Source organism: Aliiroseovarius sp. S2029 (genome assembly GCF_023195575.1).
Classification (GTDB): domain Bacteria; phylum Pseudomonadota; class Alphaproteobacteria; order Rhodobacterales; family Rhodobacteraceae; genus Aliiroseovarius; species Aliiroseovarius zhejiangensis.
On the sequence record NZ_JALPQE010000004.1, the window covers coordinates 1 to 23,332 of the forward strand.

Annotated in this window: 19 protein-coding genes; 10 read left to right on the plus strand and 9 right to left on the minus strand. The window is 56.7% G+C overall.

Annotation, left to right across the window (positions count from 1 at the left end):
• Positions 1 to 96 precede the first annotated feature (96 nt).
• Positions 97 to 3,858, minus strand: a complete 3,762-nt coding sequence (gene dsr1, locus MUY21_RS09080; RefSeq protein ID WP_248410054.1) for an anti-phage defense-associated sirtuin Dsr1 — start codon at positions 3,856 to 3,858, stop codon at positions 97 to 99.
• Between the two features lie 187 nt (positions 3,859 to 4,045).
• A complete protein-coding gene (locus MUY21_RS09085; protein WP_248410055.1) occupies positions 4,046 to 4,789 on the minus strand; it encodes a hypothetical protein in 744 nt (247 codons plus the stop codon).
• Between the two features lie 193 nt (positions 4,790 to 4,982).
• Here MUY21_RS09085 and MUY21_RS09090 point away from each other — a divergent pair, with 193 nt between their 5' ends.
• The 9 genes from MUY21_RS09090 to MUY21_RS09130 all read left to right on the plus strand — a co-directional run bounded on the left by MUY21_RS09090 (position 4,983) and on the right by MUY21_RS09130 (position 14,178).
• A complete protein-coding gene (locus MUY21_RS09090; RefSeq protein ID WP_248410416.1) occupies positions 4,983 to 5,210 on the plus strand; it encodes a helix-turn-helix domain-containing protein in 228 nt (75 codons plus the stop codon).
• Between the two features lie 204 nt (positions 5,211 to 5,414).
• Entirely contained in the window at positions 5,415 to 6,110 is a 696-nt protein-coding gene (locus tag MUY21_RS09095) for a Tn7 transposase TnsA N-terminal domain-containing protein (protein ID WP_248410057.1), read from the plus strand.
• 5 nt (positions 6,111 to 6,115) lie between these two features.
• Positions 6,116 to 8,278: a transposase family protein gene (locus MUY21_RS09100; RefSeq protein ID WP_248410058.1), complete on the plus strand. Its 2,163-nt coding sequence runs from the start codon at positions 6,116 to 6,118 to the stop codon at positions 8,276 to 8,278.
• The gene (locus tag MUY21_RS09105; RefSeq protein WP_248410060.1) at positions 8,265 to 9,236 is read left to right on the plus strand and encodes a TniB family NTP-binding protein; all 972 of its coding nucleotides are present in this window, start codon (positions 8,265 to 8,267) and stop codon (positions 9,234 to 9,236) included. The genes MUY21_RS09100 and MUY21_RS09105 overlap by 14 nt, the downstream gene beginning before the upstream one ends.
• Positions 9,233 to 11,071, plus strand: a complete 1,839-nt coding sequence (locus MUY21_RS09110; protein WP_248410062.1) for a TniQ family protein — start codon at positions 9,233 to 9,235, stop codon at positions 11,069 to 11,071. The genes MUY21_RS09105 and MUY21_RS09110 overlap by 4 nt, the downstream gene beginning before the upstream one ends.
• A complete protein-coding gene (locus tag MUY21_RS09115; RefSeq protein ID WP_248410063.1) occupies positions 11,068 to 11,265 on the plus strand; it encodes a hypothetical protein in 198 nt (65 codons plus the stop codon). The genes MUY21_RS09110 and MUY21_RS09115 overlap by 4 nt, the downstream gene beginning before the upstream one ends.
• 247 nt (positions 11,266 to 11,512) lie before the next feature.
• A complete protein-coding gene (locus MUY21_RS09120) occupies positions 11,513 to 12,058 on the plus strand; it encodes a recombinase family protein (protein ID WP_248410065.1) in 546 nt (181 codons plus the stop codon).
• Between the two features lie 28 nt (positions 12,059 to 12,086).
• The gene (locus MUY21_RS09125; RefSeq protein WP_248410066.1) at positions 12,087 to 12,386 is read left to right on the plus strand and encodes a hypothetical protein; all 300 of its coding nucleotides are present in this window, start codon (positions 12,087 to 12,089) and stop codon (positions 12,384 to 12,386) included.
• Between the two features lie 457 nt (positions 12,387 to 12,843).
• Positions 12,844 to 14,178: an MATE family Na+-driven efflux transporter gene (locus MUY21_RS09130; RefSeq protein ID WP_248410067.1), complete on the plus strand. Its 1,335-nt coding sequence runs from the start codon at positions 12,844 to 12,846 to the stop codon at positions 14,176 to 14,178.
• 687 nt (positions 14,179 to 14,865) lie between these two features.
• On the opposite strand, the gene MUY21_RS09135 is transcribed toward MUY21_RS09130, so the two are convergent.
• The 7 genes from MUY21_RS09135 to MUY21_RS09165 all read right to left on the minus strand — a co-directional run bounded on the left by MUY21_RS09135 (position 14,866) and on the right by MUY21_RS09165 (position 20,629).
• Positions 14,866 to 15,642, minus strand: a complete 777-nt coding sequence (locus MUY21_RS09135) for an alpha/beta fold hydrolase (protein WP_248410069.1) — start codon at positions 15,640 to 15,642, stop codon at positions 14,866 to 14,868.
• On the minus strand, positions 15,633 to 16,790 hold the full coding sequence (locus MUY21_RS09140; protein WP_248410070.1) for a S66 peptidase family protein: 1,158 nt from the start codon (positions 16,788 to 16,790) through the stop codon (positions 15,633 to 15,635). Before MUY21_RS09140 ends, MUY21_RS09135 begins: the two co-directional genes overlap by 10 nt.
• Positions 16,756 to 17,664, minus strand: coding sequence for a DMT family transporter (locus MUY21_RS09145; protein WP_248410071.1), 909 nt, complete (start codon positions 17,662 to 17,664; stop codon positions 16,756 to 16,758). The genes MUY21_RS09140 and MUY21_RS09145 overlap by 35 nt, the downstream gene beginning before the upstream one ends.
• Before the next feature lie 85 nt (positions 17,665 to 17,749).
• A complete protein-coding gene (locus tag MUY21_RS09150; protein WP_248410072.1) occupies positions 17,750 to 18,220 on the minus strand; it encodes a DUF5946 family protein in 471 nt (156 codons plus the stop codon).
• Between the two features lie 131 nt (positions 18,221 to 18,351).
• A complete protein-coding gene (locus MUY21_RS09155) occupies positions 18,352 to 18,993 on the minus strand; it encodes a GNAT family N-acetyltransferase (RefSeq protein WP_248410073.1) in 642 nt (213 codons plus the stop codon).
• A complete protein-coding gene (locus MUY21_RS09160; RefSeq protein WP_248410074.1) occupies positions 18,971 to 20,164 on the minus strand; it encodes an ABC transporter substrate-binding protein in 1,194 nt (397 codons plus the stop codon). Before MUY21_RS09160 ends, MUY21_RS09155 begins: the two co-directional genes overlap by 23 nt.
• A 156-nt stretch (positions 20,165 to 20,320) precedes the next feature.
• The gene (locus MUY21_RS09165; RefSeq protein ID WP_248410075.1) at positions 20,321 to 20,629 is read right to left on the minus strand and encodes a cupredoxin domain-containing protein; all 309 of its coding nucleotides are present in this window, start codon (positions 20,627 to 20,629) and stop codon (positions 20,321 to 20,323) included.
• 170 nt (positions 20,630 to 20,799) lie between these two features.
• On the opposite strand from MUY21_RS09165, the gene MUY21_RS09170 reads away from it, so the two are divergent.
• Positions 20,800 to 23,253 (plus strand): alpha/beta fold hydrolase, encoded by a 2,454-nt coding sequence (locus MUY21_RS09170; protein ID WP_248410076.1) that lies wholly within the window; start codon positions 20,800 to 20,802, stop codon positions 23,251 to 23,253.
• Positions 23,254 to 23,332: the final 79 nt, after the last annotated feature.

Here is a 23,332-nt window from a genome sequence, read left to right on the forward strand (position 1 = left end):
CAATTCGGTTTCCGCACCCCAGATAAACGCAGTTAATCTGGTCGAAAAATCACGATGTTTGCAGTTCAAGACGCGGATGATTGCGGTTCACTACACCTATGGCCATTCGTGGCCCCGTTGCTGAAGAAGTGTGGTCAGCCGAACAAAATCGGCGTCATTCTGCAGATCTAGGCGTTCCTCCCGAATTGCCAGCAGCAGCTTCTTCAAGTCTTCTGACAGCCACTGATCTTGCTCGTTCACAATAATCGATAGCAACGCGAGTGTTTCGGATGGAAAAACTCGTGCCGAGTCACTCTGTTCAAGCAGATGTACAACGAGATTGATGTCGTCAACTGGCTGCAGCCAATCACGAAGTAGCTCGAGAGCTGCAGGAAGTGCACTGCCCGATACCGAGCACAAAAGAGCAAAAGCCTTAGATACCTCTTGGGTTTTTGCGTTTGCATTCTTCGGCCAGAGTTTCACGAAGAACGGACAAATCCGGTTTTCGAAGTACTCTGTCTTGTTCTCTCCCGCCCCTTGCATTGCCCGAAAGAGCGTGTTTGCCACCTGCTCCAAATTCGCCATGGGCAGTGCATGAAGTACGGTCCTAAACTCGCCCTCGGTGAACCCCGCATCTGTATCGAGAGCACTGAATGTCAGCAGCGAAATATACTGCCGCCTGTACGTCTTACCGAGCTTCTCGAAGTGGTTAGGCACCTCAAAAAAATCGTTCTTTAGCGCATTTAACACCGGCCAATAGAGTCTGGGGGAATGCAAGAAACTCATCCACATTCCCGGCGCGCGTTCAGGGGAGCTTTGCCAAATGAAATCGGGCAATAGGTTCTTCTCAGTCCAATCTCGATCAACCCTGAAAATGGTTATGAGATGACCGGCTAGGATCACTCGGCAAAACCCAAGACCATGCGCCTCCGAATTAAACACTCTGTCGAACATCGGGCGAACTTTGGGATTGATCCTTTGGCCATCTTCAAGCCCACTTCTGAACCAGCAACTCAGCAATGCTTCAAACGCGAGTCCTGTAGGGTGATTGATAGCTCGGCTGATTACGTCCTCGCCTAGATCGATATCCTTCGTTTCGTGGTTTTCAAAGATCCGATTGATCAACACAAGGAAATGAGGATCTGCGAACGACACCCATTTCGATGCTGCCTTCAAAAACCAGGCGATCTGGTGAGAGAGTTCTTCAATCTCGTGTTGGCCGAAATCCATGAGCAACGGAGCGGTCGCCCTCCAAATATCCGTAATTTCCTCTTCCTTGTTCGACCATGTCTGGAGGGCTTGTCGCCAACGCCCGATGGGAAATGTACCCTCTTCCGCGAGTCCCTTGAGCGCGTCCAACGCTAGCATCTCGCGCTTCGTGCAAACGTCCGTCCAATCATCAGAATCTCTGAAATCATCCGGATCGGGCTTCTTTTTTAGCCATTGCTTGAGCTCTTCGAGATCGGTCGGGGCTTGATCATACGTTCGCAAATCTTCGCCATCGGATGTCCACATGGCAAACTCGTCGCGTTCATCTCCAGCGACCTGCCAGATTGGATACTCTGCCTCAATTTCCTCAACCTTCGACTGGGCATCTTCGAAAAGCGTACCACCGGACGCTCGAATCTTTGCCAAAAGCATCCAAGTCATTCGCTTTCGTATTCGCTCGAGGTCACTTTGCTCCAAGCCTTCGCGGAACATCGAGATGGGAGGTCCTTCAACGATCTTGGATTGAAGTCTTGCCTGTGTTTCGCGCGATGCATTGAGGGAGATCGAAACCACAAATCGAACGGTTTCACGACGAGTGTAAATTGTCCAAAGCCAATAGGATTGTTCATCTAGGAGCCATTCTAGGCCCTCAGCATCTTGTAGAAGGTCGGGCTTTTGCGTTGCTCCGAAAAATGCGAGCCGTTTGAAAATCGGAAACCCAATTCCCGCCCATTTGCGAAGCTCCGCCGCGGCTGCCTGCTCGTCGATTTCCAGTTTCGCGAGCCAGGCGTCGCGCACAAGATCGATCAATACAGTCCATTCGTTGAAATCCTTGTTCTGATCATGTGGCGAGATCGATGGTTGGTGTATGTGTGAGAGGTCTTCCTTCTCATTGGCTTGTTGCAGAACACTCATTAGTTCCATGGCATCCAGCAGCAGAGCAACAAGGTCTGGAAGGAGTCTTGCTGTAGCGCTTGACCAATCATCGTTCTGTCGAAGGTTTTCGATAGCGGAATGTGCGTAGTCAACATTCAGCACAACCTCAGCCTCGACTACGTCCCGAACGGCGGGTTCAGCTTTCTCCGCTGGATTAGCTTCTTGCTCCTTTTCAAAAGCATCGAATCTGTATGGTCGGCTTACCTTAACCAAGGGCTTTAATGCCGCTTGAAACTCAAAACGAAGGATCGAAGTGAGACCCGAAGATACAAATTTCTTCGCCCAAGAATATAGCTCAGCGTGGCTCGACGTATTCTTTATGCGACCGGCAAGCAGAAGGCCCCACAGACTTTGCAAGGCTTTAGAAGGAGGGTGGTCTTCCAGCTCCTTTTGGATATGCCATTTCAACCGTGGATGCAGGATGCCGCCTTGAGAAACCACCCACAGGAAGAGTTTTGGGTCGTGAATGTGCCGCGCGAGCCATCTCGCCATATGCATCATTATTTGGTCGAAATCGCCCATCGAAGCACTGGAATGGGTGACCGGCGACATGCCCGCAGAAAGCGTGTATGGCGATGGTCTTCGCAAGAGGCTGAACTTAAGGCTTTGATCCACTTCGGAGTTGGCCATCACGCCAAACCTCCTGAGATCATTGTGGCCCAAGGCTTGGTCTGTGAATGGTTCGAGCCAGTCAAGCGGCGGCGCAGGCGAAGCGTCAGCAAAATGTTTTGCTGGCAGCCCAGATTTGTCGCTCAGGGCCCAGTTTAGCCTACCAACGAAGTTGTCCTGACGCGTCGTGATTGCTGGAGTGAGGTGACAATAAGAGCTTACTATTGACTGCTTGGCCAATACACCGTCCCGGTAATTAGCAGCCCACGCGGCAAGAGTTTCGTGCAAATACTCGTGGCAACGTCGGCCCTTGTACAAGATGGGCTTTACGTTCTTGGCCACCCACTCCCGCTCAGCTTCATCGAATTTCGCCGCAGGATAGTAACTTCCAAATGCGTAGGCCTTGGGGTTGCTTTCGCCCATCAAGCTGTCGGCAGCCAGCGCGTCCATCATGTACCGGAGGATCGGATCGTTTATGCTATAGCCAACGAAACAGACGGTATAGCTTCGAAACAGCTCCGACACGAAACGTGCGGCCCATCGTTCATTTAGGTAGGCAAGTCCAAAGTCGCCGCTTGTTACGACCAACCGCTGCAGCATCTCGTCATTTTTGATCTCAGGAAGCAAGCCATGCAAGTAAACGAGGCCATCCCACCTATTCTTAGGCACCGGAAGAGTCGGAGCCGCAAACGTGGAAATCGATAGGCCGTCGTCGTAGATTACTTTTTCGAACAAGCGGTCGAAATTCGTGGTTACTAGCCGCAATCGACCAGCTCTACTTCTGCCTAATGTCAACAAAGACCTTTGAGTTCGAATTGCGTTTGGACTTGTAGAAGCAGGCACAAGGGCTTTCTCGAGTGCACGCCGCACAGCAAGCCGACCACCCGTGTGGTTTCGCTCCAGGAGTCCGAGAGCGGTATCAAACTCGTAATTTTCTAAAGCTTTTTGTTCGATCTGCGAGGGAGAAGTGGCTAGGTTCGCATAAATTCTTTCCACAAGGCCACCAAAACCCGGAAGACCAGCAGGGTAGGAAATGCCTGCCCCACAAAAGAAGACAACGCGACCTTCTTCGTGCTCTTCAAACAGTTCTTCTGGGACGTCTGGTCCATTCTTAATGAATTGCAAGTTTTTCTTCCGTTCGTTTCCGGTGCATCGATTGGCGCGTTCAATAATCCCACCTTACTAAATGTCTGCTTTGGGGGAAGTTGCTTGGGCGTCTCGCACTTGCAGCGAACTTCCGCTTCCCGCCCACTCTCGCCGAATGCCGGGTCCGAAATCGACAGTCGGCGTGGGCCGATGGGACAAATCTCGACTAGCCTTGTTTATTTTTGGCTTCCCACCAACTCGTCTTGCACCGTTGTACCGTCGCCCAGCTGAGTTTCATGGTCGTCGCGATCTTGTTTGTTGTCCATCCATCATCAAACAGCTCATACATGCGGGCGCGATCATATTTCTGGTTTGAATTTCGTAACTTGATTGTGCGTCCGGTCGACTTGATCCACTTGGATATCGTCTGTGGCGTCGGTCCGTGCTCTTTGCTCAGGACACGAAGAGATTCCCCGCCTTCCCATGCCTTCGCAATATTCTCTACAACGTCAAACCCAGCCGCTTTCAGAACGTGAATGGCATCGCGGCGTGTGATCGCTAACCTTTTGGCGAACTGATCAAGGGATCCGACTTCCTGAAACAGCGACACCAGCTCATCGGTCGGTCGCACAATGTTGACGTCGGCCCCTAAGCTGTAGACAAATGCACGCTTTTGAGCCTGCTCTTGAAGTTCGAGACGTCGCTTCGTGGCACTACGTTCGGCTTCTCGAAGACGTGCACGTTTTTCTTCGTCGGTCAGCGATCTGCGGATTTGAAGCTGTTTCTGCCTCCGGGCAGGGAGCCTAATAGGTCGTTGAGAAGCTAGCCTGTCGTAGGCTTCTTGGGCTAAGCAAAGAGCTTCTTTTGCTTGCCGCAAGTTTGCCTCGGCCTGACGAAACATTCGGCTTTCTTCGTCTAGCGGCCCGCCAGTATGACTAGGATTAGGCTGCGCATGAGTATCCGAGTCCATATCTGGTTCCTCGCGTGTGATTCCTTTTCGAGGAATGGTCTCAGTTTGCGATGCTTTGGCCAATACAAGTTCTCATTTTGATAGACGACCGACGGGGTAAAGAAGAGATTCAAAGCCCCACAAAGTGGAAATCCTTGACCTCGCAGCGAACGAGCGGAAGTTGGGCCAACAAGCAAAACAGTTTGATAGTTTGATGACCCTCAACCGCGATCGACATGAAGAGATAAAGTACCGCCTCAGGCAGCGAGGCGTATCCTTGGTTCAGATCGCGCGGAGTTTAGGGATTTCTGCTGGTAGCGTTACTGCCGTCAGCCAGGGACACAGGCGTTCGAGGCGTGTCGAACAAGCTCTTGCCAACGCGCTGGAGACGACGCCCGAAGAGCTATTCCCAGAACGCAGCATCGGGAGGAAAAAACAATGAGCCCATAAAAGCAAAGGCCTCGAAGGAAGCTAGCGACTTCCAACAAGGCCTGAGATGCAAAAGTTTGACCCCTTTGCACCTCCTTCATGACCCAAATTCCGAGACTCGTCAACCGCGCAGAGCGTTTCTGCGGGCGGGTCTCGTTTGTCTCAACATCAAGGAGTGTCATCGGCGCCGGGTTCCCTGGCGGCTGATGCAAACATCATGACCAACTACTTTGACGACGATTTCTATCGTCCGCCACAGCCGACCACGGCTGGGCTGATGTTCCCTGCGCGGTCCAAGTTGACCGTTCGTGGGTTCACCTTTGCCAAGCTGCCGGCAGAAGAGCATTGGCGGCAGATCATCAGTGCCAGTCAGGGCGAACGCGAAACCTGCCTGCTGTGCCTTGCAATGCCGGATATCTGGAACCTGCATGATCAGCCGGAAACGGTCTCTTATGTCGATCACGATGGAAAGCTGCGCTCCCATCGTTTCGACTATCTGGCGGAGTTCAGAAACGGCAGCCGGGTGGCCATCGCCGTGAAGCCGATGGAGCGCGCGGAGAAGCTCAATTTCCGGGCAACGCTTCGGGCAATCGAACGGGACTTGCCCCAGGGCTTTGCAGACAAGGTTGTTCTCGTCACAGAGCGACAACGCCACCGGGTCGAGGTCCAGAATGCCGAGCTTCTGAACTTCTTTCGCCGCTCGCCGGATGATGAGGCGGATCAGGTCGTTCTCGATCTGGGACGCAGGCTTGCCGGTGAAATGCCAATCCACCAGCTGATCGAGAAATCGGGCCTTGGCGCGCGCGCTTTCAGGGCGGTGTTCCGCGCGATCTATGCAGGCGTTTTCAACGCGGAAAAGCAGGAGCGGATCACACCAAACACAATCATTTCACCTCGAAAGGGAACCCCATGAACAAGATGAACATCCGGCTTGGTATCACGCCTTGCGATGCGGTGATCGCGGGTGGCGATATCCACACCATCGAAAAAGTGAATGACCTATGCGTACAGATCCGAGCGCTGCACGGTCATGCGGAACCGCTTTCGCTTACGCATCAGGAGTTGTCCGAGCTTGTCGCGGGGGGCGGCTATGCAATCGAATACGGTTACTTCGAAAGCCGTCAGGTGGCGCGGCGTGCGCGTGCCGGGCGATCGCTGCTGTCGCGGCTGTCGACCAAGTCGCAACTGGAAGCCTTTTGGAAAGAATGCTGGTGCGAAGCGATGCTTGAGGCGGAACAGGAAGGGAAGTTCAACCGCTCCGCCGAACGATGGCTGGCATTCCTACCCGAGCTGGAAGGACGGGTGACCGAAAAGCTCAAACTGGGCCTGAAGCAAGCCAATCCGGGAGCCCCGTTTGATAGCGTTTCCTTAAGGCGATCACCGTGCCGCACCTCGGCAATGGCGTGGTTGCGCGACTGGGAAGGCGTCAAGGATCCGATGGTCTTCGTCAAGAAATCGATCTTCAACGGGTCGAACGCAAAGCGCGTGAGTGCCGAGGTTGAAGCGATTATTCAGTGCCACCTTCAAGACTACCTGCACCCGAACCAAATTCTTCCCAGCCATGTTCTGGATGCCGTCAATGCGGAGGTCCGGGAGAAAAACCGGGTGCGTGCGCTGTCAGGCGATCCACCGCTTGCGGAGGTTTCGAAGAGCACGATCGAGCGCCGGATCAATGAGTTGGACAGATTTGAAGTTCTCGCCGCGCGCAAGGGCGTTGCCTTTGCGAAGAACAAGCTTGGCGCGCATGGAGGTGGCCTGAAGGTTGAGGCGCCGCTGCACCGAGTGGAAATGGATGAATGGGAGATCGACCTGATGGCGATCCTCAGGTCGGCCAACATCGACATCACGTCGGGCAGCCTTCGCGATATTGAGACGGGCCGGTATTGGGTCTGCGTGGCCTTCGATACCGCCAGTCGCAGTATCTTGGGGCTGAAACTGTCGCGCAAGCCATCGTCGGGTGAGGCCAAGGCCGTGCTGTGGATGGCGATGCGGGACAAGACTGAACTTGCCCGTCGGCTTGGGTGCAAGGCGGATTGGCGGCAACACGGCCATATCTATCATGTGACCGTCGATAATGGCCCGGCTTTTGTGAACGCTGAGTTCAAGGCAGCACTGTCGGATCTGGGTATTGACTACTCGGTTCTTCCAGCAGGTGTTCCAAAGCTGCGGGGGCGCGTTGAGCGGGTCTTCCGTTCGGTGGCAACACAGCTCATGCCTTTGCTGACAGGACGGACACATTCGAATCCTCAGGAGCGGGGCGACTATCCATCGCAGGACTATGCCGTTCACACGGCGGAAAGCATTGTTGAGCTTTTAATACGGTTTACCGTTGATCGGTATCACAACCGCAAACACCGAGCGCTTGATTGGGCGACACCAAACATTGTTTGGGAGCGCCTCAACGCGAAGTTCGGTTGGTCGCCCGCCCTCAGCAACCACAAGCTGCGCCATATCCTCGGCGTCGCGCTAAGCCGTGAAACAGGTCGGCACGGTGTTTTGGTGGGGGGCGTGAACTATCATTCGGAACGGCTTGCCAAACATTTCCTGAAGTTCGGGCCTCAAACGGTCGATGTGCGGATTGATCCGGAAGACATGGAGCACATCTCGGTCTGGTTCGACGGGGGTGAAGACGCGGGCTGGGCGAGTTTGAAAGCCCAAATTCCCAATCTGGAAGGCCTGTCCTTTGCCGCTTGGGAACGGGTGATCTTTGATCTGCGCCAGACCAACCGCAATGCTGCTGGCTTGACCCAAGGCGTTGTTGATCGCGCGATCAAACGCATCAAGGAGATCGACGCCGAGCAACGTGCCATGCGGCAACTGGGGCCTGTTGCCCTGACCACCGATCAAATCAAACGCGCCGAACGGGAAACCTTTTGGGGGCTGTCTTTGGGTCTCGATCCCGAACGCCAGGCGACGACAGAGGATGAGGGCGAAGGCACTTTGGGCGGCTTGCTTTCTGAGGAAATCAAACACGACCCGGCGTCCCAGCCAGAAGACCAGCCCCTTCAGCGCGACGAGGAGGAGCCCGAAGAATTCTGGAAATTCAGCGACGAGGAGGAGGAGGACGATGACGATGCGTGACCCCAGGATCCGGCAGATCATCCAGAATATCCGCGCCGCTTATGCGCCAACGCCGGCCTACAAAAAGCTCGAAGGGCATTTTCGGTTGCTGCTTGAACAGCGGCGCGCCGATATGGTGGATGGTGTCAAAAGCAATGTGCGCGGCATCGTATTGGTCGGGCAGTCTGGCAGCGGGAAAACCACGGCTATCCGTGAGTTGGTTCGGCAAAACGCCCATCTGCTCGCGACCGATGCGGACAAGGAACACTGCGAGTTCATAAGCTTGCAGGTGCCAAGCCCCGCGACGATGAAATTCGTGGGCTCAGCAACGCTGCGCGCGCTCGGTTACCCCTTGTCCGGCGACAAGCAGGGCTCGGTGATCTGGGACCAGGTGAAGGTTCAGCTCAAGCTGCGGCGTACGCTCTTCTTGCATCTCGATGAGGCGCAGGACCTTGCGCGCTATCAGACCGACAAGGAGCGACAATCCGTGGTCAACACGCTGAAATCCCTGATGGAGAACTCACATTGGCCGACCGGGGTGATCCTGACCGGGATGCCGGACCTGAAGCGGATCGTGAACCAGGACCCCCAGCTGGCGCGCAGGCTCTTCCCGGTCGAGATTGACCGTCTGCACGCCGTCAAACATGTCGCGCCGGTCCTCGATCTCATCAAGAACTATGCGCGACGGGGCCAAATCGAGGTCGCCGACGGTTTGCTGACCGAGCAATTCGCGCAGCGCCTGATGCATGCTGCGGATTACGAGTTCGGCCTGATGGTCGAGATCACTGTTCAGGCAGTGGCCAAGGCATTGCTGGAGGGCGGTGTGGGGGCAACGCTCGCGCACAGGTGTTTTGCCGATGTGTACCATGATCGAAGCGCTGCGGTGGATGCGTTGAACCCGTTCCTTGCGGAGGATTTCGTTCGGATCAATCCGCGAAGCATCTTTGATCGCCGCTATGATGACGAGGACCCGCAATGAACGCGCCCCTTGTCTTGGCGCTCCCCCTCATCGAGGGGGAGACGCCCTATGGCTATGTCAGCCGCAATGCGCAACGTCATCATACCACGCCCCGGGATTTCTGCACCGATATGGGTATGCGCTGGCCATTCTTATGCTCGGCGCATCCCGATCAACTCGACCGGCTGTCCTGGATCACGGGGGCGCCCCTGGAAACTCTGACCCGCTGGTCGGCCCCGAAATCCGACATTGGCCGCTACCGCGTGGGGCAGGCCTTCTCGACAACGGGTGCGTTTCGCCGGACCGCGACCCGCCTGTGCCCGCGCTGCGTCGTATCTGCGCTTGAGGCGCGCGGACCGGCGGGGGTGGTTCAGATGCTGGAATGGTCGGTGCTGGCGCTCTATCGCTGCCCCACGCATGGATGCGCGCTCATGACCTTGCCGCCGGCGAAAAACTCACATGCGACCTATGATTTCGCGGGGCAGGTGCTGCGGCACGCGGAACTGCTGCGCCGCGCGCGTTGCCGCGCGACGCCGATTGCCGGGACCCGCTATGAGGCCTATGTCAGGCGACGTATCTGGGAGGGGCCGCAAGACGATTGGCTTCGCACCTGGGATCTGACCCATATCCATCGCGCCAGTTTGACCCTGGGCGCAGGGCTCAACGCGGAAGTATCCGCCTCTTTGCAACACATGCCTGCAGCGGAGCAGACCGCTTTGTGCGATGCGGGGTTCGAGGCTCTTTCCGGGGGCCGCGATGCCTATCGCAACGCGTTGGAAAAGCTGCGCACACAGAGCCGGTCTGAACGGCCCTATTTCAGCGCGGATATGGGTCCCTTCTATCATTGGCTGCGGGAGGTCTATGCCGACGAGGCACTGCATCAGCTGACAGATGTCACGCGCCAACATGTCTTTGCGACCTATCCGACGCCGATGGACAAGGAGGTGTTCGGGAAGAAGCCGGACAAGGAGATCTGGCTCACGATGGAGGATGCGCGCAAACGCTCTGGCTTTGGCGCGGTGTTTCTCAAGCGCCTGCTTGGCCATATGCAAGGCGTGCCGGAAGGCGCGGCGCTCAAGCGGACGGACGTGCATCTGGACGAGGTTGCACAGGCCAGGGCCTATTGGAACTCGCTCATCAATCTCAAGGACGCGGCCGGGCTGTTGGGGATCCTTACCCAACAGGTCAAAGCCTTGCAGAACCGCGATGTGTTGTCGACGGTCAGGATCACGTCGTCCCTGCGCTACTTGCTGCGCGACGAGGTGAGGGCGCTGTTGGCCCAACTCGACGCCTTGCCGGAATGGCTGCCCGGAAAATCTGTGGTGCCACTCAAGGAGTTTTGCCGGGCCAAGGGGGTGCCTTTGGCGCAGGTGATTGATCTGTGGGCCCAAGGCGATCTGGACGGAAAACTGTGTCGCGGCGACGGGGCGGGGCTGCAAGCGATGGAGGTGGATTGGGACGCGCTATGCGGCAAAAGCCTTCTCCAACTCGACCGCGACCTGATGCTGCCGGAAACGGCCAGCTATCTCAAGATCGGCTTGGGATCGATCCGCCATCTGCGAGATCACGGGTACCTGTGCCAGGTCCAGCGGCGCAACCCCGACACCAATCACCGAAAGAACTACATCTCCCGGGCCAGCATCGCAGGGTTCGAGGCGACCTATGTCACCTTGGGCCAATTGGCGGCTCTCGGGAATATTGCCCCGATCCACCTGGCCCGCCGCTTGGACCGGGAGCTTGTCCGGCCGCTGTCTTGCGGCGGCAAGCTTGTGCGGGTGTATAAGCGCGGCGACGTCTTGCCCGGCGAACAGGGGCCGCAAATGCAACATCATCACAAGGAGCGAGAAGACGCATGAGACAGAAAATGAGGGATGATCACCTTGCCAGGGATATATCGGCGCAACTGAAACTGATCTCTGACGCCTATGCCGCGGGCGTTGCGTCCGAGATCGACCAGGCACTTGTCCGCGTGGTGGAGATCAGGCGGATGGAGAAGACCGGATTGCAGGATCTGCTGGATGAATGTTCGGCGCCGGATGATGCGGAGTGATGCAACCAGAGGTCGGTTCACATAACACCCCTTGGGCGGTGCTTATTTTTCGGCCGGAAATGAAATTGAAGCTGGGGGTTGAATGGTTCGCCGCGTGCCTCGGAGAGCGGCAATGTTTGGTAGTCGTTCTCTTGGCTGGTGCATATTCCATGATATGTGCACCATGATCGCAAAGCGCGCAAAACAAGGCTGTGCGCGTGGTGCATAAATCAGGTGCGAGTTTGGCTGCATTTTGGTACATAAAGCTATGCAGATCGGCTATGCCAGAGTATCGACGCAAGCTCAGAACCTCGACCGGCAGTTTGGGGCGCTGAATGGTGCCGGTGTCGAACGTATCTTTCGGGAAAAAGCCACAGCCAAGACGGTAAAGGGTCGTCCGCAGCTCGAGAAGGCTATTGACGCGCTTGGAACAGGCGATGTGTTAGTAATCGCCGAATGGGACCGAGCCACCCGCTCAATGGTAGACGGCATTAAGATCATTCAGCGTGTCGCAGATCGTGGGGCAAAGGTGAAGGTACTCGATAAGCCCTGGCTCGATCTGACGACGCCCATGGGCAAGGGCATCCTCGCATTTCTCTCGGCATTGGCAGAGGACGAACGTGAAAGGATTACGCGCCGCGCCAACGAAGGCAGATTAGCGGCAAAGGCTCGGGGAGTAAGATTTGGTGCGAAGCCAAAGCTGTCAGAGCACCAACGGCTTTTAGCGTTACGACGCCTTACAGATGGTGATAGTTGCCGTGCCATTGCGAGGGATATGGGTTTCGCGCATACGACAATCACCCGGCTTCGTTAATCAGCAGTGTGTTAGCGTGAGGACCAAGATGGAAAAGAAGCTTCTCATAACCGCGCCAGTTACAGACGGTGATTGGAGTTTTGGCTTCCGGGTTACGCACGAGCAGGCATTTGAAATCTTGAACGCCCGAGTGGGCGACAGGGTCATCCTGAATGAGGTTCGCGAACAAATACACGTACAAAACGCGCATACGCTGTATCACACGAAAGCGGCGAATTTCATGGGAATAAATGATGGTTCGACATCAGAAGGGCTGCGACGCGAGGCTGTTCTGTCCATCTTAGAACAATTGATCTCCGAGAATGCTTGGGCAGATGAAAGTTCATAGGTTCCAGGGGTTTCATGTAGAGACCCGTCCATGCAGCAACTGCCATCATCAAATGCACCAAAATCGTGCTACAGAAATAGAGAGTTTTGCAACACAATTTAGCATCGTCCAGATGGGGAACTGGTCGGCGTTGCGCAAATGACCGTTTGCACAGCAAACCTCAAAACCCGCCGTTCGCTGCACGACGTAGAAAGGGGTAAGACGCGGGACGAAGCGGACTAAGCACCTCTTTTAATAGTCGGCTGCTGACACCATAAAGCTGTCATTCGACGCAACGAGTTTTCTCTGTGCTTGGGCTCATCTTTGGAAGCATGAGCCGTCTAAACCTCGTTGGTCGGATTATCAAGAAAAGCACTTAGGTTCTTGAAAACTCAATCTTGCGTTCAACTTTTGCTTGCGTCAAAAGCTGTCCGAACAAAGAAAATGTACCTTCGGACAGAGAAAGGACATCTCTGATTTGTTTGAGCTGAATTATCGCCTTTGGGGCGCAATCTTCCTTGTTGCTTTCTTTCCGACACTCTATTCGACCGTCCGAATTTACTTCATCAACAGCATTCCGGATATTTGGAGTGTCAGTATCGCCGCTCAATCAATGTGGCTACACCTTTCATATGAAGTCATTCAAGAGGCGCTGCTTGCTCCTCTTTATTTCTTGTTTGGGCAAGTGATCCGCGATCTGCCGGCCCTCAGAGAAAGAGTGTCGCGCGCCTTTGTGGTGACTTTTATAGCCTATGCGCTTCTGACTGCCATCATATTGCTTGGCGCAGATCGGCTGACAGACCTGATGGCTCAGCAAGCTGAGCTTCAGACCCTCACTGCACGTTACATCCGTCTTGAGGCCATCGCGATCATGATCGGGATCTGCAACGATATTTGCACCGTGGTGCTGGTCGCGCTTGGGAGGTCTAGGCTTGTGCTATTCCTCGTGATGTTACGCGCCGCGTTCACGATCAGCTTTGATGCCTTCTTAGTAGGGCAGTATTCGTGGTCCCTCGATCTCGCGGTTACAGGTGTGGCTCTAACCAACATCGTTGTCGGTTTGATCATACTCGTTCCATCATTTGTTATTCTTCATCGACTTAATGTGATTGCCATGCCGCGTGGGACAGGTCGAGAGGGATGGATGTGGAACTGGTTTCGGGTCTCGGTGCGGTCAGGACTTGAGTCAGGCGTTAGAAACCTCGCCTTTTCGTTGATGATTTTGCGACTGATGAATGAGGTGCAGGAGGCCGGTCTATTCTGGGTGACCAACGGCTTTATCTGGGGATGGCTCCTGCTCCCGGTTCTAACGCTTGGGACGCTCTTACGCCAAGATGCAGGGAACAACGACGGGAAGCTCGGAAGCCGCTTCGTCGGGTATTTCATCGCAACCGGATTAATCATCCTTGTTTGGCTGCTCACGGTTCCGGGATGGGGCTGGTTCGTATCGACAGCCATGGGCTCGTCCGACGCCGGGCGCGTGGTCGATCTGGCCTTGCTGATGCTCTTCTTCTACGGGGTGTTTGCGTTCAACCATCTACTCGACAGCTATTTTTATGGGGTCGGTCGCACGGACTTGATGCTTTACCAGTCGCTATTTGTGAGCATCTGCTACTACGGCGTGGCGTTTCTGGCATATCAGGTTGGGTATTTCGTTCCTGATCTTCAGAGTATCGCCTTGTTGTTTGGCGGCGGAATCATGATCGACTCAGTCGTTACGTTTTGGCAATTCAGACGCCACTGCTATTTCCAACGTGCCGGCCAACGACTTGAACTTCAGGCCTCAGCGTCAAGCGAAGAAACGCCAATCTGAAAACAGTAGGATTATGAGGATTGATCAATGGATGTCGGCAATGGGATCACTAATCAAGACTTGCTATCGACCGCCAGAGCGCTGTTATTTCCTCGCTAAAATGCAATTTTCGACCATTTCAAGGGATTAGGAATAAGAATCTGATTACATCCGTTGGCTCTCCGCATTGTTGCAGCGGTTCTACAAAGCCCGCTTCAAGGCAAGTGCTGTCGTTCAGATTAGCCGCAGCATCAGTCATTCCGGGGCTCTTTCGACACCTTCGCCGCTGATTCAACGAATGGCGGCTCTGTGTGTTGGGTCAGAAATGCTTGACGTTTGGGCCAGAATTGAATGATGTGATTTTCTTGTTTCTTGAGGTTTTGGCTGCCAAAAGAGTCAAAGGTTCGTGACGTTCCACACCAATGTTGAATGTCATACGAACCTGACCCAAGTGTCATAACGTGACCCAATCCCTGTTTTTACCCATGTGGCCTGTTGCGTTGATCTGACTTCCCTATCTGGAAAATCAGGGCAGATTTGCAGATCAGACGGCGAAGCCGCCTGTTCCTGCTGATCTGCCACGTGGCGAACGTGGATGGGGGCGAGGCAACGCTATTCGACAGGGGCGGTGCAAGGAACTGAATACTCTTGAAAATGGGTCATGATACTCTCAGCGGGTTGCCGAGACGATTGTATCTGACCCCCCCTCTAGTCCGAGACGCGGGCGTGCGAAGCGATGATCTCAGCGATCTGCTCGCTGTATTTTGCCTCTGCCGGAAACCAATGCCCGCCATTTTGGAAAAGGTGGAAATCCGCAGAATAACGTTCGGCAATCGCGCGCGCGGCCTTCATAGGAACGATCCGATCCTGACCGCCAGCAATCACGGTGCAGCTACATTGCAGCGGAGGCGCGGGATCGAACTTGTTGCCCGGTGTCAAATCCATTGCCTCTGCAAGTACGCGGCCGCTGTCAGGCAGAAGCGATTGCCTGATTTCATCTGTCGGAGGATCAGGGTCCATGCGGTGAGGTTCATCAAACCGGACGATGCCTGTCCGCCAGTTGCGCCCCAGCGATAACCGGAAGAACAGCTTTTGCAGCCAGCGCGGCGTGCCCGAAGCAATTGATGGAGGCGGGGCCGGTGCCAGCAAAACCAGATGAGAAGCAAGTCCTTCACCTGCCAACGCCAGTCCCAGCAAAGCACCATTCGAATGGCCACAGATGATCGGTGGTTTGTCTTGGGCACATTCTGCGAGGTGCAGGGCTTTGGTTCTTGCTTCTGCCAAAAGGTCGTTCAGGCCAATATGGGACAATGCGCCCCCCGATTTCACGCGTGCCCTGTCGGCCTCGGCCAGCGTGACGGTATGAGCGGAAAACCCGTGGACATCCAGCGCATGGGCCAACGGGCGCATCGTTTCTGTGGTGCCGCCGAGACCATGTAAAATAAGGACATTCTGGTTGCTGCAGGTTACTGTCATCATCGCCATTCGTCAGGATTTTCTGCAAGGTTTGAAACGGCTGGTTCAAGCAACGACACGGTTCCAGCGTCGCAATTGAGTTCAGCATTGACGCCATATGGCAGGACGAACATGGGATCGGTGTGCCCGAAATCCAGGCGAGTAATCAGCGGAAGATGCGTTGCCCCGAACTCGGCCAGAACTTTCGCAATCGCAGCACCGTATTCGTCATGCCGTTGCGCAGGCACGCCACCGCCGGGACGCCCGACGATGAGGCCCCTTATGCGGTCCAAGATGCCCTGTGCGCCGAAGTTGCGCAGCCATCGGGCAACGGTTGAAGGTGTCGGGGCTTCCTCTGATGTTTCGTAAAAGAGGATGGCATCCTCCCAGTAGTCCAGAGGCGGCCAGAGATCGGTCCCTTTGAGCATTTCAAGAACCTCGGCGCAGCCGCCGATCAGCTGCCCACGCGCCTTGCCCGCACCTTGCCAGGTCCTAGACGCAACGGGTGGGTGCAGCCGGCGCTTGCGCGCCTGGTTTTCCGGCACCGACCAGTCAAGCCGCTCGTCCGTCCAGCCCTCGGTGTTCTCGGGAAGACGTCCGGGTGTTTCGACTGAAAACAGAACCCGCCGGATCGCTTCTTTCGACAGGGCGTGCATGCCGCCATTTTCGGCAAAACCGGCCATTACAGTCGGCCCGTAAAAGCTTGTCACGCCAGCTTTGAGGCAGGCAAAGTGAAGAACAGTCGCATCGGAATACCCAAGAAATACCTTTGGGTTTCGTGCAATGATGTCCAGATCGAGATGCGGCAGCAACCGGATGGAATCGTCGCCGCCGATGCTGGCGATCACGGCAGAAACTGAGGGGTCCGCGAAGGCTTGCATCACGTCCTCGGCACGTGCCTGCGGGTTTCGATCCAGCCAAGCGGCGGGCTTGCAGGCATGAGGCATCACGGTGACCTCCAGTTCAAATGCCTCCTCAAGATGTTTCCTGCCTGCTTCGAACCGTTTCGGAAAACATGCGGGACCGCCCCAGGATGGCGTTACAATGGCAACGCGGTCACCGCGTTTGAGCATCCGAGGTTTCTTCAATGTCCTGGGCCAATACTCCATCGCCATTACCTTCCGCAGATTCTGCAGTTCAGGTTTACCGCTCTTCCGTATCATGCACCCGCGATCCATTTGCTCGCAACAGGACGTACATGCCCGATCCAACGATCAGGGCGGTCCCGGCAAGATCAACAATGCCAATCGTCTCGCCGAACAACATGACACCAAATACCGCGCCGCATACCAGGCGGGTGTAGCGAAAGGGGGTGACAACCGATACGTCCCCGGTCCGCATGGCTTCGGTCAGGGCGATGTATCCAAGCGCCCCGGCCAGTGCGGCTCCGGCAAGAACCGGGAGGTCCAGGATATCGGGCATCCGATAGGGCACGCCTTCCCAAATCGCATAGAATACACCTGCAACCACAATCGACGCAAAACTGTAGAAACCCAGAACCGCATTCGGAATCGTTCGCGGCGCAGCCCGCGTGGCGAGATCACGCAACGCCAGACCCAGCATGCCCAGCACGGCGAGCAGGGACAGGACCGAGAAGTCGGAGGCTGCCGGGCGCAGGATCAGCAACACTCCCAACAAGCCGACAAAGATTGCCAACCAGCGCCGGACAGAAATGCGCTCGTGAAACACCAGTGCCGCGCCACCGACCACGACAAGCGGCGTTGCCTGAAGAATGGCCACCGTGGAACTGAGCGAGCACAGAACCAGCGACAGGGTGAAGAACAGACGGCCAAAGACCTCGAACCCGAACCGCAGCACCACACTGAAGTGTTTCAGATCTGAAGGAAACATCGACTGCCGTCTCGCCCGGCAGAGCAATGCAAAGACCAGCATGCCGAGCGATCCGAACGAGAGCATCACGTGCGAGACAGGCATGGCGGCACTCGCAAGTTTGAGGAACGCATCCTCGAACGAAAACGCGGCCATCGACGCAACCATCCAAAGACTGCCCGTCAGGTTCATTCGCGGTGTGGCGGCTGAAACGTTCGTCATGGAGAGTCGCCCTTTCTGCTGGCGTATCGGGTTATCAGACGGCCTGACCGTCCGCTTGTGCAAGAAATACATGCCAAAAACCCATTCAGGCCGAACAGAGCCGTTTGGCGAGCCCCTCGAACCCGGACCAGTCAGACAGAACCCCAAGCGCAAGTTTCTTGACCGATGCGAAATGGCGGTCGGGCCCGGCAAGATCGACATCCGCGATGGAAACGCTTGGAACGGGCCACGGTTGGGACCATTTGAAGTCTCGTTTGGACAAGGTTCGTCGCAGGGCAATCACGCGCGCTTCGGATTGGCCAAGTACAATCTGCGCATAAAGCGCAGCAAGATGCACATGCGCCGACCGGATCGCACGCGGGTCGCCGTTCCGGCTGTGTTGCAGCGCGTAGGCGTCGGTAAGAAGCTGATGCGCCCGCCAATACCGGTGGTCCGAGTATTGCAGAGCAAGTGCCTGACCAAAGCGTGCCCAGCACCCCGCCGAAACGGAAAGATAGTCATGCATGGGGCCATCGGTTTTGGCAAACCGCCCTTTGCACCCGGGACAGGTGGTCATCATGGCAGTCTTCTCCCTTTTTCTGCGATATCGGCAGCGTCCGCGAAGCGGTGGTGACGCTGGGGTTCTGGCGGGGTGCTTCGCCCAGGCACCGCAGACACTGCCGGACTCTCCTTCGTCCTGGTGCAGCATCAGATCGCCCGCGACATACGGAAACCGGGCACCATCGCTTGGCCATCCGCGCCAACCAGGACGCGCTCTTCTGTTCGCCATCCCGACGCCCGATAGAGCCGTTCACCTGCGATGGTCGCCAGAAGCTGCGCGCGCCGAAACCCGGCAAGACGCGCGGCGGCAAGCGCCGTTGACAACACCAGTGAACCAAGGCCCTTCCGGGCGAAATCCGGATGCGTGTACATGTGACGAACACCTGCCGCATCGCGTTCAGGATCAAGAAATGCAATTTCGGAACCCCGACGATCACCGCCGCCGTAAAGCGCCGCGCGCCGCGACCAGCCACCGCTTGCCGCGATCCGCCCGTTCACGGTTGCGACATAGTATGTGCTATCTTCGGTCAGTGTAGCGTCAAACGGGCTGATCTGCCTCATCACACGCCTTTGTTCGGGTGTCATGAGCGGGTCGAGAAGCGCCGTGATCGAGAGTTCCTTCATCTGTTCAAGCAGCTCGCGATCCGACATTGTGGCGTGACGCAGCTCTATCGTGGGCGTGTCGTGAATTGTGGCCTGATAAGTCACTGTTTCATCTCCGTTTTCCGCCCCGCCGGATGATCCGGCAGGGCGTCGAGGTTTGCGGCTACCAGACACGCTGGGTTTCAAAAGCCGCTCCCTTGATTTCAATTTCGCGATAGCTGCCCGAGGCGTTGCCGCCTTCATCCAACTCGACATTGGAGACGCCAACATAGTCGATATCGCCACCTTCCGAGAGTATCCTCAGACCCTTGGCCAGTTCACCGACACCAATGGGCGTCCCGGGCGCATTGGCCACCCGTGACACGTGGCCGGCAATGGCATCCCGTTCGGAACTGCCTGCCGACTGCATCGCCAACGCGATCAGCGCCGCCGCGTCATAGCTTTCGCCGCGAAATGGTCCGATGCCAGTGATCCCGGCTTCCGTCGCCAAAGCATCGAACGCTGCCGACGCATCGCCGTCGGACCCTGGAACCGACCCGAAAGATCCTTCAAGCTGGCTGCCAAGTGCCGCCAGCAACGCATCCCCGATCATCCCGTCAGGCAGGATGAACCGGTCGAATGCCCCAAGATCAAGCGCGGTCTGGATGATCTGGCGTCCGCCCTGATCCACGTATCCGATCACCAGCAAATCCGATGCGTCGGACGCGGAAAGGGTCGAAACCTCTGCCGTATAGTCGGCCTTGCCGTCTTCATGCGCGACAGAAACCGTCACGGTGCCACCAAGCGCCTTGAAGGCGCGCGTGAAAGAATCCACAAGACCCTGGCCATAGTCGTTGTTGGTATAGGTGACGGCGACCCGGTCAATTCCACGAGCCTTGGTAAGCTCGGCAAGAACCTCGCCCTGGCGCGCGTCAGACGGGGCCGTGCGGAAGAACAAGCCACGATCGTCGATATCGCTCAGACCGGGGCTGGTCGCCGAAGGCGACAGTGTCAATACGCCGTTCGGCACCGCGACATTGCTGACGATCGCACCGGTCGCACCGGAACAGGCTGCGCCGACAATGGCCGCGACCCCGTCCCCAACAAGACGTTCGGCGGCAGCCGTTGCGGCGGCAGCATCAGCGCAGGTGCTGTCACCGCGGATCGGCTCGATCCGGCGGTCGCCAAGGAACAGACCCGAAGCGTTGACTTCATCGAAAGCAAGTTCGGCAGATGCAGCCATATCAGGAGTGAGAGATTCCACCGGGCCGGTGAAGCCCATAAGTACGCCGATCTTGACGGTGTTGCCGTGCCCGTCAGCAAGCGCAATACCTGACAGCAGAGACAGAAAAGCTGTTGTCGATAGGATGTGTTTCAACGTTTGGTTCCTTTGTTTTGACAGATTGGCCGGAATGGCCGTTGACGAATTGCAGGCGCTCGGGCAGCCACGGGTCGCGGCTGCGTATTCTGTGCGCGTCGCAAGTAAGAATGATCGCCCGAGGATCATGAGGGGCTGCATTCCGAACCCCCTGCGTTAGTTCACGGCCATCCGGCCGCGCATCGACGGGTGGTAGTCGCAGAAATAGTCGATGCCCCCGGACCCGTTGATCGTGACGCGGACCGCTTCACCGGGCCGAATACGACCGGTATCGAAAGCGCCGCTGCTGGCGGTGGCTGTGTGTGGCGCCCGTCCGGCATTCACGAACACGATGGTATCGCCCGCGACAACGTCGAGGCTCTTCGGTTTGAAGGCCATATTTCGGATGGTCACGCGGTGTTCTTCCGCAAGGACCGGCGTCGCGATATTTGCCGCGAGCGCAAAGATGGCGATAATACGCTTCATAAAGTTTCTCCGTTCTGATCAATCTTGCGGCACGCCGCGAGATAGACCTAAATGGTCCTGTTCAGCGAAGCTTGACGAGGTTCTGAGGGTTTTCTGAGGAATCCCATCTGGTTTCTGGTATTTTCGGTATGGAACCCGTTTTTCGGTCTGCGCCCTTTCAATGATGAGCGATGATTTACGCATTCGAGAATTTCACCGTCGACACGGAACGGTTTCGGCTCGTCGGCCCCGAAGGGCCGATCGAGGCCGAGCCACAGGCGCTGGAATTTCTGATCCACATGATCCGGAATCGGGGACAACTGGTTTCGAAAGAAGCACTTCACCAGACCTTCTGGCCGGACCGGGTCGTCTCGGATGCCGCGCTGTCGACGCTGGTCCGCAGCGCACGGCGGCTTGTCGGCGACAGCGGTGAGGAACAACGTATCATTGCAACCCGGCACGGCCGGGGCTTCGTGTTCCGCGCCGATGTGCAGGAACTTGAAGGCCCCGAGGTTATTGGCGAGGCCATGCGCGACGCCTCTGGCAAGGCGAAGCCCCGTGTCAAGGGTGCGCCGGCAATCATGGTTCTTCCCTTCGAAATTGTCGGAGAGACGCCGGACGCAATCGGGTTAAGCGAAGGCGTGACGGAAGAGGTTATTGCAGCACTGGCGCGGTCGCGGTGGTTCCCGCTGATCGCCCGAAACCGTGTGCGCACCTACCTGGAATTGCCGGCCGAGGCCCGTCATCCTTTCAAGCTGCTGGGTGCCGGCTATGTCGTCGAAGGCGGTATTCTTCGCGATGGCGACGACATCCGTTTGCACATCCAGTTGACTGACGCGGAATCCGCGCTGCATATCCACGTGTCCCGTCATGATTTGAAATACACCGGGCTGTTTGATCTGCTGGACAAGATTTCGACCATCGTGACGGCAACGGTGCAGCCTGAATTGATCGAGGCCGAGCGCGTCAAGGCAGACGCTATTGATCCCGAAGTGCGATCTGCCTGGCAGGAATTCGTTCTGGGTCAGCACCTGATCGCGGCACCGCACAAGGCCGCGAACGCCGATGCCCGTGCCCATTTCGAACGCGCCTTGGCTCTTGAACCCGGGTCGGGGCGCATTCACGCTGGCCTCGCGATGACGCATCTTTGGGACTACAAATATGATTGGTCGGGCAATGACGAACTGTCCCTTGGGGCTGCGGCGCGCGACGCCGAGCGTGCGCTGAAACTGGCACCGGACGACAGTTGGGCGTGGTCCATTCTTGCCATCTGCAAGCTCACCTTGCGACGGTTTGATGCGGCGCTTGTAGATACCAACCGCGCGATCGAGGTCGACCCAGCCTCCGGCATGGCGCATGGCTGCCATTCCTGGATCCTCGCCTATTCCGGTCGATACGAAGAAGCCCTGGCGGCCTTTGATCGGGCCATGGAACTCAGCCCAAGCGATCGGCGCCGGGGGCTATGGCTTACCGGCCGCGGTGTCGCGCAATTCGGTCTTGGCGACTTTGCAGGAGCACTTGAATCCGCGCGGGAGTTGATCGCACTCAGCCCCAGGCATCCTTCGGGACACCGGATGAAATGCGCGTCGCTCGCCTGTCTCGGAAGGCTTGTCGAAGCGCGGCGCGCGTCGGAGCATCTGATGAAACTTCTGCCGCAGCATGACGTCGATGTGGCGATTGATCGCCAGCCCTTTCGCTCAGGTCTTGGCAAGGCGTATGCGAGTGCCTTGAAGCACGCGGGGTTGAAAGGAAGCGGATCTGCGGACCGGAACACAGTGCAGGCCGAACCGGGCGACGGCGGCCCCGCGCAATACCCGATTGAAACGACGACCACAAAGGATGGTGCGCGTATTGCCTGGTCACGTATCGGATCAGGCCCGCCCCTGGTCGCCGCGGTGCGCTGGCTTGGCAATCTGGGGCTTGATCACAAAAACCCGTTTTCGAATGAAATTGTCCGCGCACTTTCCGAACGTTTCACCCTGATCCAATTTGACCATCGTGGCATGGGGCAGTCGCAACGCGATATCGATCAGCTGACGCTGCAAGACCTTGCGTGCGATCTTGAAGCTGTCGTCAACGCCGCCGGACTGGACCGGTTCGCGATGTTCACGATGGCCCACGGCTGCCCGACCGCCCTTGAATACCTAGGAAGAAACCCCGGTCGAATTGAACGCCTGGCCCTTTATGGGGCGTCGGCGACCGGCTGGCGTGGTGCGGGCTGGGAAGATATGACTGACCGTACCGAGGCGATTATGGCGGTCGCCCGGCTTGGCTGGGACGCCGAGGAACCGACATTTCGCCGGCTGACCGTCAATGCCGTCCTGGCGAAGCCTTCGCCCGCAGATGCCCGTTGGTTGGATAGCTATCTCAGGCAAACGATTTCCGCCCGGATGTCGGTAAGGCTGATCGAGGCGATCTCTGATTATGATTTCCGAAATGACCTTCGCGCTCTGGACCTGCCGACGCTTGTGCTCCATGCATCCGGCGATACCGCGATCCCGATTTCGCACGGAAGGCGCGTGGCGCAGGCAATCCCGGGTGCCATCTTTCGCGAAATCGCCTCGGACAATCACATTTATTCTCAGACCGACGAACACTGGAACGAAACGCTCGACGTGGTGATGGATTTTCTGGACGGTCACTAGACGTGATGACCGCACCACCACTCTTTCGTGGCGGTGAGGGAACCTTTGGCAAATACAGCATCAAAGCACAGGGCCGCTT

Excerpts from the sequence above, each read along its gene's own strand:
- MUY21_RS09120 (WP_248410065.1), top strand. The coding sequence starts at position 11,513 with ATGCAGATCGGCTATGCCAGAGTATCGACGCAAGCTCAGAACCTCGAC.
- MUY21_RS09090 (WP_248410416.1), top strand. The coding sequence starts at position 4,983 with ATGACCCTCAACCGCGATCGACATGAAGAGATAAAGTACCGCCTCAGG.
- MUY21_RS09100 (WP_248410058.1), top strand. The coding sequence starts at position 6,116 with ATGAACATCCGGCTTGGTATCACGCCTTGCGATGCGGTGATCGCGGGT.
- MUY21_RS09145 (WP_248410071.1), bottom strand. The coding sequence starts at position 17,664 with ATGACGAACGTTTCAGCCGCCACACCGCGAATGAACCTGACGGGCAGT.
- MUY21_RS09110 (WP_248410062.1), top strand. The coding sequence starts at position 9,233 with ATGAACGCGCCCCTTGTCTTGGCGCTCCCCCTCATCGAGGGGGAGACG.
- MUY21_RS09165 (WP_248410075.1), bottom strand. The coding sequence starts at position 20,629 with ATGAAGCGTATTATCGCCATCTTTGCGCTCGCGGCAAATATCGCGACG.
- MUY21_RS09115 (WP_248410063.1), top strand. The coding sequence starts at position 11,068 with ATGAGACAGAAAATGAGGGATGATCACCTTGCCAGGGATATATCGGCG.
- MUY21_RS09085 (WP_248410055.1), bottom strand. The coding sequence starts at position 4,789 with ATGGACTCGGATACTCATGCGCAGCCTAATCCTAGTCATACTGGCGGG.
- MUY21_RS09150 (WP_248410072.1), bottom strand. The coding sequence starts at position 18,220 with ATGACCACCTGTCCCGGGTGCAAAGGGCGGTTTGCCAAAACCGATGGC.
- MUY21_RS09105 (WP_248410060.1), top strand. The coding sequence starts at position 8,265 with ATGACGATGCGTGACCCCAGGATCCGGCAGATCATCCAGAATATCCGC.
- MUY21_RS09140 (WP_248410070.1), bottom strand. The coding sequence starts at position 16,790 with ATGGATCGCGGGTGCATGATACGGAAGAGCGGTAAACCTGAACTGCAG.
- MUY21_RS09170 (WP_248410076.1), top strand. The coding sequence starts at position 20,800 with ATGATTTACGCATTCGAGAATTTCACCGTCGACACGGAACGGTTTCGG.
- MUY21_RS09095 (WP_248410057.1), top strand. The coding sequence starts at position 5,415 with ATGACCAACTACTTTGACGACGATTTCTATCGTCCGCCACAGCCGACC.
- MUY21_RS09135 (WP_248410069.1), bottom strand. The coding sequence starts at position 15,642 with ATGGCGATGATGACAGTAACCTGCAGCAACCAGAATGTCCTTATTTTA.
- MUY21_RS09125 (WP_248410066.1), top strand. The coding sequence starts at position 12,087 with ATGGAAAAGAAGCTTCTCATAACCGCGCCAGTTACAGACGGTGATTGG.